This window comes from Alicyclobacillus tolerans (assembly GCF_048984885.1).
Taxonomy (GTDB): domain Bacteria; phylum Bacillota; class Bacilli; order Alicyclobacillales; family Alicyclobacillaceae; genus Alicyclobacillus_I; species Alicyclobacillus_I tolerans.
In genome coordinates, this window is record NZ_JBMGNK010000001.1 from 1 (window position 1) to 9,253 (window position 9,253).

The 9,253-nt window shown below is 46.6% G+C and carries 10 protein-coding genes; all 10 read right to left on the reverse strand.

Features of this window, described 5'->3' with window-relative positions; all coding sequences use genetic code 11:
- Window positions 1-165: 165 nt before the first annotated feature.
- Window positions 166-780 (reverse strand): MerR family transcriptional regulator, encoded by a 615-nt coding sequence (locus ACOJUR_RS00005; protein WP_420948927.1) that lies wholly within the window; start codon window positions 778-780, stop codon window positions 166-168.
- Window positions 781-987: 207 nt separating this feature from the next.
- Window positions 988-1,251 (reverse strand): cytotoxin, encoded by a 264-nt coding sequence (locus tag ACOJUR_RS00010; protein WP_420948928.1) that lies wholly within the window; start codon window positions 1,249-1,251, stop codon window positions 988-990.
- A gap of 3 nt (window positions 1,252-1,254) precedes the next feature.
- Window positions 1,255-1,521 carry an AbrB/MazE/SpoVT family DNA-binding domain-containing protein gene (locus ACOJUR_RS00015; RefSeq protein ID WP_420948929.1) on the reverse strand — a complete coding sequence of 89 codons (267 nt, stop codon included), beginning with the start codon at window positions 1,519-1,521 and terminating at the stop codon, window positions 1,255-1,257.
- A gap of 88 nt (window positions 1,522-1,609) precedes the next feature.
- Complete coding sequence (locus ACOJUR_RS00020; protein ID WP_420948930.1) at window positions 1,610-2,404, reverse strand: helix-turn-helix domain-containing protein; 795 nt, start codon at window positions 2,402-2,404, stop codon at window positions 1,610-1,612.
- Window positions 2,405-3,007: 603 nt separating this feature from the next.
- Complete coding sequence (locus ACOJUR_RS00025; protein WP_420948931.1) at window positions 3,008-4,492, reverse strand: hypothetical protein; 1,485 nt, start codon at window positions 4,490-4,492, stop codon at window positions 3,008-3,010.
- Window positions 4,493-4,584: 92 nt separating this feature from the next.
- Window positions 4,585-5,910 (reverse strand): FtsK/SpoIIIE domain-containing protein, encoded by a 1,326-nt coding sequence (locus ACOJUR_RS00030; RefSeq protein WP_420948932.1) that lies wholly within the window; start codon window positions 5,908-5,910, stop codon window positions 4,585-4,587.
- A gap of 84 nt (window positions 5,911-5,994) precedes the next feature.
- Entirely contained in the window at window positions 5,995-6,312 is a 318-nt protein-coding gene (locus tag ACOJUR_RS00035) for a hypothetical protein (RefSeq protein ID WP_420948933.1), read from the reverse strand.
- Window positions 6,302-6,493 carry a hypothetical protein gene (locus ACOJUR_RS00040; protein WP_420948934.1) on the reverse strand — a complete coding sequence of 64 codons (192 nt, stop codon included), beginning with the start codon at window positions 6,491-6,493 and terminating at the stop codon, window positions 6,302-6,304. The genes ACOJUR_RS00035 and ACOJUR_RS00040 overlap by 11 nt, the downstream gene beginning before the upstream one ends.
- A gap of 51 nt (window positions 6,494-6,544) precedes the next feature.
- Window positions 6,545-8,953 carry an ATP-dependent DNA helicase gene (locus ACOJUR_RS00045; RefSeq protein ID WP_420948935.1) on the reverse strand — a complete coding sequence of 803 codons (2,409 nt, stop codon included), beginning with the start codon at window positions 8,951-8,953 and terminating at the stop codon, window positions 6,545-6,547.
- A 54-nt stretch (window positions 8,954-9,007) separates the two neighbouring features.
- Window positions 9,008-9,253, reverse strand: a 246-nt coding sequence (locus tag ACOJUR_RS00050; protein WP_420948936.1) for a hypothetical protein, incomplete at its 5' end; no start/stop codon positions are given.

Genomic DNA, 9,253 nt, shown 5'->3' on the forward strand with positions numbered 1-9,253 from the left:
GAGACTAAGCAGCGTTGATGCGGTCGTTCAAAACATAGAAAATCGCCGCTCACGACCGAATTTGGCCGAAAATGGCGATCCCATTCTTTGGAATGTCCCGATAACCGTCATTATGTTAACTATGTGGCTATAAACATGGCAACACGTGTTCAATTAAAATGAGTTTCATCCAAACGGCCACCAGCGACGCTTTTTCTGCTCTTGTGAGGCGGCCAGTTCTTGTTGAGTTTTCTCTTGCAAGGCTCGAAGAGTTTCCATGAGGACCTTGTCCCTAGATTCCAGCCTTTCATCTAACATGTTCCGCAATCGCTCGTTTTCTTCTCGGACAGCTACCAATTCATTCTCTAAGTGTGTTTCAATCTCGGCAATCTCTTGAATAAAACGTTGTTCCATCTTGACCATTTGCTCGCAAATTTCCGTTTGTTGCTCAAATATCGCGGTAATCGCTGATTGTAGGCCCACTATATCCTTTCGCTCATGCGCTTGAGTTTCACTCACAGTCACTACATCCACTGTTGCCGAGAATTCCCGTTGTAACAACTCTGATACTTGATCCGTGTTAAATCCAGCCGTATAGAGGCTCTGTACTCGTTTTAGTACATCCCTCGCCTGCGGGTGGAATCGACGTGCCGATCCGTGTCCCTTTGTCGGTAATAAATCTGGAAAAGATGACGCCCATCGACGTGCGGTGCTATCCGCTACCCCTAATTCTCTAGCTAATTGAGGAAGTGTTGGCCAATCTTCCATAAGAATTTCGATAACCCCTTTTCGCTCACGCAAGCGCCACAACGCTCATGTAAGCGCCAAATAAAATTCATCTATATATAATTAGGTTTATAAGTTCTTTCGCTTATGCGCTTATGTTTCGCTTGCGTTCACGTAAACACGAAATGATTCTCACAAATTTGACTAACTACCTTAGACACAACTATCTGCATTTTGAGCGGTCACTGTAGCGAGCAGGGCTGTGGTGGAGACTTGTCTCATTTAACCGCGCAGCGCTTGGTCATGATGACCACATGAGCGCAGAATAAGCGTTTCAGGTTTTTTAAACATGAATGTGATACGCAAATCTCGGCTTGCACTGGCCTCCCACACTTCATTCCGGCCTTGCATCTTCTTTACCCGCAGCCCTGGATACCCGAGATCGTTTTTCATTCGTTCCAATGCCCGTTTAATAGCTTTCTGCTCAATCTGTGTAAGAGACTTATAATCTCGCTTGAATTGATCCGTTAAATACAATTCATACATGACTTAGCTATCCAGTTCGTCCAATGAATCAAGCTTGTGGACTCGCCCTTCTCGAATATCCTCATCCGCTTGCCGTTCGCGCTCCTGCCATTCTTCTGTCCAGTAGTACGCCTGACCGGGATCAAAAAACTTCACTTTCTTAGGCCGTAGTAGAATGCCTTCCTGCCCGTAAATCATCTCCACGTAATCCCCTTCTTCAAGGTGTAGCCTCTCACGAATGGATTTTGGAATGGTCACTTGGCCATTCCGGGTGACTTTACTGAATGTCATAAGTGTTACCTCCCAGCTCACTATTTAGTAATTACTAAATAGTATACACAACTTCATAATAATAAGTGTGATGATTTTTTTTAGAGATCTAAGCATCTGGAAATAAGGCATAAAAGGCGCTATACCTTGGATCCTTTTGGTTTTTTTTCTCGGAGGTTGCCGCAATTTCAGAAAACGAAATATCCCAATTTTGTTCAACCGCCGTTTTGTATGTACCTATAATGTTTTTCCATTTAGATTGGTAAAAACTTACATATCGTGCTTTTTCGATTAATGTATCAACACCATATTGATCAATCCAATTTTTTATTTGAGGTAAAAGAGATTTAATAGACACACCTAAAAAGGATTCTATTTGCTCTATTACAGGTTCTAATTGGTATTCTTTAACAACAACAGATTTGTTGTTGTTGTTTTGATAATTATTTAAAAATGATTTTTGTAATGATCTGTTATTTGTATTACCCATTTTTATCGAGTTCGATTTTGTCGTACTCGAAAATTTAGGGTACGGTGCCGTACCCGATTTTTTAGGGTACGGTTCTTTTTCTATGTTTTTAGGAGTCGGCACGAGTTCGATGACGTACACATTGTTATAAAAACGACCATTGATACGTTGTTGTTGCTCAATAGTTATATACCCTGCATCCACTAGCTGTTTTCGATATTTATAAAAAGTGTCCTCACTTTTAATTCCTAGTTCTTCCATCATGAGTTGTACACTTGGGAAGGCAGAACCTTCTTGGCCAGCAAACGAAACCATGTAGGCATATATCGCCTTTGCCATACCGTGAATCGACTTGTCTCTCATAACTTTTTGAGATATTTGACCATATCCTTTTTCATAAATCGTGCCTCGAAATTGGACAACAATGTCCCCCATAAAAAAACCTCCTAAAAACGAGAAAAAACTAAGGCCCACTCACCTTAGCTTAAGATCCTATCCCTGCAACAATATATAAAATATAGTTTTTTTGTCCTATATACTTTTATATTGTTGATTTCTAGTGCGTGTCCATCTACAATGGACTCACTTAGGGTAGGACTTTCGCGCAAACCTTGGTCGGGGAGTGGCGGGAGTCCTTTTCATTTTCCCGTTCATATTGATTTGTTGTGCAGATTATACCAACAGGTTAAAAAAAATGGTAGTGTTGATACATTTTCGTCTTAGAGTAAATTCCAGCCCCCCCCTGATTCCCTGTATAGTACCCTGCGCCCACGTTCACGCTGGCGAGGGCAGAGGATTGTGCCCACACGACACCTGACAGTGCGCCCCCGAACGCAAGTGTGCCAACCAGCGGGGCATAGCGGGAGAACAGCCACCGCTCCCATCGAGAGAAGCGGGCGTGGCGGGGCAAATGGTATTTTCGTTCGCGGCGCGTTCGTCCGTACAAGAAGTGTCACCACCGTTCGTTGCAAAATAAAACCCCCTGTGTTCGCAACAGGGGGTGCAGTCCAAAACTAGCATCCCCGCCGACAAAGCGTCTTATCCCTGCGCGTAGTCGAAAAATTGCCCGTTCCGATAGCCGAATGCCAACGGCATTGTGCCACCTAGCGTAATAGAAGAGGTTGACAACGGGTTTTGGGCTTCCAGATACACCATGTACATCCCATAGCTTGCTTTGGCGCGGATCAGGATGGTCGAAGGCGTGGAGTACGAACCGCCATCTGGCGCGTAGCCACTCGAATAGCCCAAGCTGTCGGTCGGTGTGATCCACGTCTGACCACCGTTTAGGCTGTAGGATGCCGATTGAAATTTCAACACCATCGGATTGCCTAGCGGATAGTCGGGAGCCTGCATGGTCATGGTGTCGGTCGAAGGATCGACATGGATGACGATGCTATCCATGGCGTTCCAGCTATTCTCGACCGCTTGGGCGTTCGATCCCATTGCGCTTGCCGCGAACAGCCACGGCTGGATCAGTTGAAACGCATCCGTGCCCACTTGTTTCCATCCACGCATCATCGGAATGAGACTTTGGAGCCACGTCTGAAACTCAGTCGTTGTCATCGGGGCGTTCGGGTCAAGACCTGATACTTCTACCCCCGTCGCGTCGCACAAGTTGACGGCACTTCCGTAGGGGATCGGTGCGTTGTTGGAAGTCAGCCCTGACAGATTCAGCAACGCTTGATCCAACTCCGCTTCGGTGATGGGATCACTGGAGCCAAACGTGTTTGACGAGTCAGGTTGAAACGCTGGGAGATTGCCGTCATAAAGGTACGGCGTGCCGTAGGGCATCGTCGTCAGCGAGCCGATGATGGCTTCGTCTTGGCTGGGCACGTCCGTGTAAGAACCCATTGCAAACGTGGCGGTGGAGCCGTTAGGACGTTGCAACTTCGCATTCGCCGCGAGGAAGTTCCACAACGACACCGCCGCTTCCAGCTTCGTTTCGGTTGTGCCCGAAGCAGGCGGGGCACTCGTCGTCCCTGTCGTCATTGCCCACACGGTTCCGTTCCACGTGGACTGGATACCTGCTTTCGCAAGGGCTTCCATGACGTAGTATTCGGGCACATACGTTGTCGGTTTCCCTGACGCTGGATCGATGGCGGTCAGGCGGGGTGCGGGAAAGATCGCCGTGTGCGTCTGCGTCGAAACTTCGATGTTCATCGAGTTCGGGGCAGACTGTGCCTGACCACTGTTCGCGCCAAGCGTTCCGTCAGGCACACCGATGGTGAGCGTCCCCGTGGAGCCTGCGCCGTTCCATGACATGCCATATCGGGTCGCGCCGTTGTTGAACAGCTTTTGCATCACGTCGCCAAGGTAGTACACAGGGAGCCAACTCGTCACCTGACCACCGTTCCACGGATCGGGGGCGACGATGTGCTGTGCCGTCACCACGGTCTCACCGTTGAGCGTGAGTGTGGTCGGCTGGTAATCGACGTTTGACGCCATGACAGGCGTTGGTGCGACGGCACTGGCGGTCATCGTGGCAAGTAGTGCCGTGGTCGAAAGTAAGGGGTTGAGTTTCATGGAAACAGCTCCTTTTTGTGAATTTTTGTCCTAGACATTCTAGCATATTTGTTAAAAGCTGGATCATATTGACATAAAAAAAGAGGACTCGACTAGGGAAGTCGAGCCGCTTGGAATTCTATCAAATTTTGGTCGGAGAGAACGAAGCGGCCGGGAATGTAGGGCAATTCTTCGGCGCCAGCTCGACCAAGCATGGTCCGGGAGGCTACTTCGTCTTCGACTTTTCCAGATATTAGGTAAAGTTGTTGCTTGATGGTGGTGTCGAGGATCTCGGCTTTGGCATATTGTGTTGACAAAATTAAATGAATACCCGTGGCTCTGGCCGTCAAGGCGATTTGTTTCAAACGATCGTTGATCATTGAGAAATTTTCACGTTTGAATTTATCGCTCGTCGATTGAATGGAGAAGAATGCCATTTCATCGAACACGATGAACCACCTAGAAAATTCCAGCAATTCATGATTTTTTTGGGCTTGCTCAAGGCTCGTATAGCGCAATTTGGAAAGTTTTTCTAGCCTGAAACTGTGTTCCTCCAGAATACCATTTAAAAATTGTAAAATATATCCGGGATCGGCGGTGTTTTCGAAAACTCGGTCTTGTAAATGTTGGTAATCTAAACCTTTGGGGTCGATCAGCAAAACTCGATGATCTTGTTGGGTCACTTGGTAAATAATGGACGACATCAACGAACTTTTGCCGGAGCCTGTTTTTCCAAATATACCTAAATGAGGATGTTTTTCATAGTCCCACCACAATTCACCGAAATGCGAATGGCCGAGTAAAACTTTCCCATTGGGGGGATTCGTTGGAACCGTCGGGCTTTCCAAATCGATCGTTCTGGCGAACGTCAAGCGAATTCGGTTTCTGGCAACATCTTCCACGCTGTCGATTCGTAAAGCCCCGAGCTGTCCACAAATAGGTATGGAATATTCAGGATCGAGGAAAATTTTGGACGGCACGGTTCGAGAAATTTCGACAATGAGATTGCCATTTTTGAGCGTTTTGAGTTTTAAAACTTGCGGTGTGCGAAACCTCGGTTTGTCGATTCCGGCTGCCACGAACGCATCATAAACGGTGATTGGAGATACAGCCGGCAGGCCTTTGCTGTCTCGCGTGTACACAAAAAAGTTGACGAGGTAGATTGCCAATATCATTAAAGCGTTGGTGATGAACCCATCCATTTTCAATTGATGGTGTGTAAATAATTTCCACACGTGATGGACGTCCATACCGACAGCCACTATGGAGATCGTGAACAGAATGGAGTGGCGAACGGCATAGCGGAAAGTTACATAAAGTAAGTGTTCGAGTTGACGGTTGACACGTTCGTCGTTGGAACTGGACGACTTGGAGTCAATCCAAGCGTTGATTTTGTCATCAACCTCTGTTATTTTTTGACTTAATGGATCCCTGTTCAATCAGTCTTTGCTCCTTTCATTTTTTTTTTGGTCGAAGAGCAGCTGCTGCAACAGCTGTTCTTTTTGTTGACAGCCTCGATAGATTTAAACTTCATTCATTAAAACCTCCCCCTCACAAACAACGTTTTTGGCGACAAAATTGACAGAATTTTGTGAAGCTCTGACCTCTTTCACCTCGATATGGACGAATTTTCCAGCCTCAAACCATTGATTTAAGCGATCGGCTTTGGCCGTTGTGATGGAAACATTAACCACTTGGGCGAGGCCGCATGAAACTTGTAGAGCAGTGTATTTGACCACGGTTCCATCGTTGCGCGTGTACTCCACTGGTCGATAGCCGACCAACTGGCCGTCGATGGTGAGCGATCTGGTAGAATTTGGGTTTTTGATGTCAGTGGACATTTAAAAACACTCCTTTTTGAATTTTTTTAAAACGGCAAGAAAAATTAAATGGTCGCCGTTTTTTCATAGACTTTATATTCGACAACGGTGCGGTTTTTCCTCCTCTTTTTACAAAAAAAAGAAAGAGAATTTTTATTTTAGGTTTTTCGGCGTTTTCATCATTTGCATTCATTTGCAGCATTTGTATGCATTTGCGTGCATTTGCGTGCAAGTGATATATTTTCGTTTTTTTTTAATTCGTTTGACCTCGAAACCACTCTAAAAACTCCAAATCCAGCGGGTCGATTTGTGCCGTTTGAGAATTAAAAAATCGAATCAATTCTCGCTCGGGTTGGTTCGTTGCGTTGGAAAAGGAAAGTTTGACGTCTTTTTTGGCACGAGTAATCGCCGTGTACAGCCACTCCTTGGTTGTTAACTTTGTTGAAGTGTTGGGATCGAGGAGTACGAGGACTTTTTCGAATTCTCGACCTTGGGATTTATGAGCGGTCAAGGCGTAAGCAGGTGACAAATATAGGCAATTTTGTGGTGTGAATGTCAATTTTTGTGAGGTTTCGAAATGAACGGTGACACGCTCAGGATGAATTTCAACGACTTGGCCGATCGAGCCGTTGAAAATTCCTGAAGAATAGTCATTTTTCAAGTTGATGACTTTCTGACCAACGAAGTATTCAAATTTTCCCAATCGAACAGTGGGTAGTTTTTTGGAAAAATGGTTCGATAAATAACCGTTCCAACGATCGACTTGCTCCCTTGTGGCAGCGATCAGTTGATAACCGTTCTCGACCGCTTGTAAAATTGTGGGAAAGTTGAACTCGATGATGGACGAGAGCAAGGGGGTTGGATCGCGACGCAAAACAGCTTGGCATTTTGTGAGGACTGGATCGTCACTACGATGATTGGTTTTCAAAGTCACAATGGGGATCGAGGCTTCTTGTAAAAATTGAAACAATGTTGGTTGATCGTCTTCAAAAAAAGGTTGGAGTTGATGTGGATCGCCGATGAGTAGAATTCGACAATTGGTGTTGACGGCGAGAAGGAGATCGTCGAGGAGTTTTAATGGCAACGAAAACGCTTCGTCGATGATGAGGGTTTCGACTTCGCTGTCTCCAAAAAAGCGTTGATTGCCGTTGTGGTCAATTTGTAAAATTTGGTGGATTGTTTCAGCCATGTAGGGTGTTCCGGCCAGCATTTGATTCCATTTTTCGGATAATATGCCAGTTTGTGTGGCTATCCATGTGCGGTCGGGTGGGAGTTTGAGCAGTCGAAGCATGGCGTTGACCGTGTGGGTTTTGCCTGCCCCGGCCGATCCAGTGAGGATGGTCACAGGGTTTTGGCAAAAATGGGAAATGGCGAGTTGTTGATCGGGGTCGAGCTCGATCATGGAGGATCGAGTTGGCGTTGGGATGGGTCGGGTGTGGTGTTGCAGAAGGGTGCAGGTGATAGAAATGGCAGGATGAAGAGGGGTGGAGGCTTTTTCTTCAAGAAGGGACTTGGATTCCAGAAACAGTAAGCGTTGTAGAATGGTTTCGGTGTTTTTGAAGTCTCGGACATTGAAGTCGTGGCGTCTGCTTGTTTTTTCCAGTTCGTTGGCGTAGGCGATGACGTCGTTTTCGTGGTAAGCGGCGTCCAGTGGAACGATGCCGCGTGGAGGAAGGAGGGTGGAGGGACCAAGGCCGATGAAGTTGTAATTGGACGTTTTTTGTGGCTTGTCGAGGAAATTTTTGGATGCGATGTATGGTTTTTTCATGGGAAGTTGATTTTCGGTTCCGGCGAGACGTTTGGTCATGTAGTGGAGAGTTTTGGTGATATATTTCAAAATTTGGGTTGGGTCGGAAGATTTTAGCGTTTCGATGTCGTAGATAAACTCAAACGGGAAATGGGGCGTTTTTTTGGACTCGAAAGCCTTTTGTACCTCGCGGACGATTTTCGCGCCGTAGACGGCTTTGTGGACGGCGTAGAAAGTGGGTTGGAGGTTGGACAAGAGGTGGAGGTGGACGTGTTGTTGATCTTGGTGGAACTCATAAACGCCGAAGTAATGCGGCTTCGTAGTTGTTAATATTTTCTTGTTATGGTCGTGGATGGATTGGATGCGGGTTTTTTCTTGGTTGAAGCGGTCGGTGTCATTGACGAGCGAATAGAACACCGTGTTTAGCGGTGCGTGGGTTTTAGAGGAAATGGATTTGGATAGGATCAACAACGACATGCAGGTGTCGTAGAAAATGGATGCGTTGGCAGAATTTTGTTGATGCTTTGTGAAGCGGCGTTGCCATGTGGCGTCGGAGATGTTGCGGTAGGCGGACGTAAGTTGTTTGAGGTGTTTGAACATTTCCAAAGTTGGACAGTCTATCAGCTGGATTTCGTTGAAAATAGTTTTCCATGTTTTGGATAGATTTTTGGTTTGTTGAAGCGGCGACAGTTGGCGTTGGATGGTCGGGGTTGTCAGGGTGACGAAGCGATCGAGGTTGTAGTGGATCGTGGGGCCGAGGAGTCGATCTTTGAGGCGCTTTGTTAGGATGGGTCGCTGCTGGGGGTTGTGCCAAGACAAATTATATAGCTTCGTCCCAGCGACACGGACGCGGTTTTTGCGATCGCGCGTGCGGTAGAACAAGGTGTTGTAGTATCGGCTGTTAAAATTTGACATGTGGATTCCTCCTGTTGGAATAAATTTCCTCAACTTTTTTGCGTATATTTTATATTAATCAAGTTCCGCCCGGCGTTCCTCGCCTCGTCCACGCGGAAGCGTTCGGGCACGCCGGCTTGCGCTGACGCGCCGCCGGACGTACCGCCCGTTCCTTGCGTCCAGAGGCGAGGCCGGATTTTGGATTCGTATTAGTATAACGGTTTCCGATGTGGTAACTTTTGGATTACAGAGGCAACGTGGATGGGCACGAAAATCGAAGCAAACGCGAGCTATCTGGAGATCCATATACTTCCACAAATG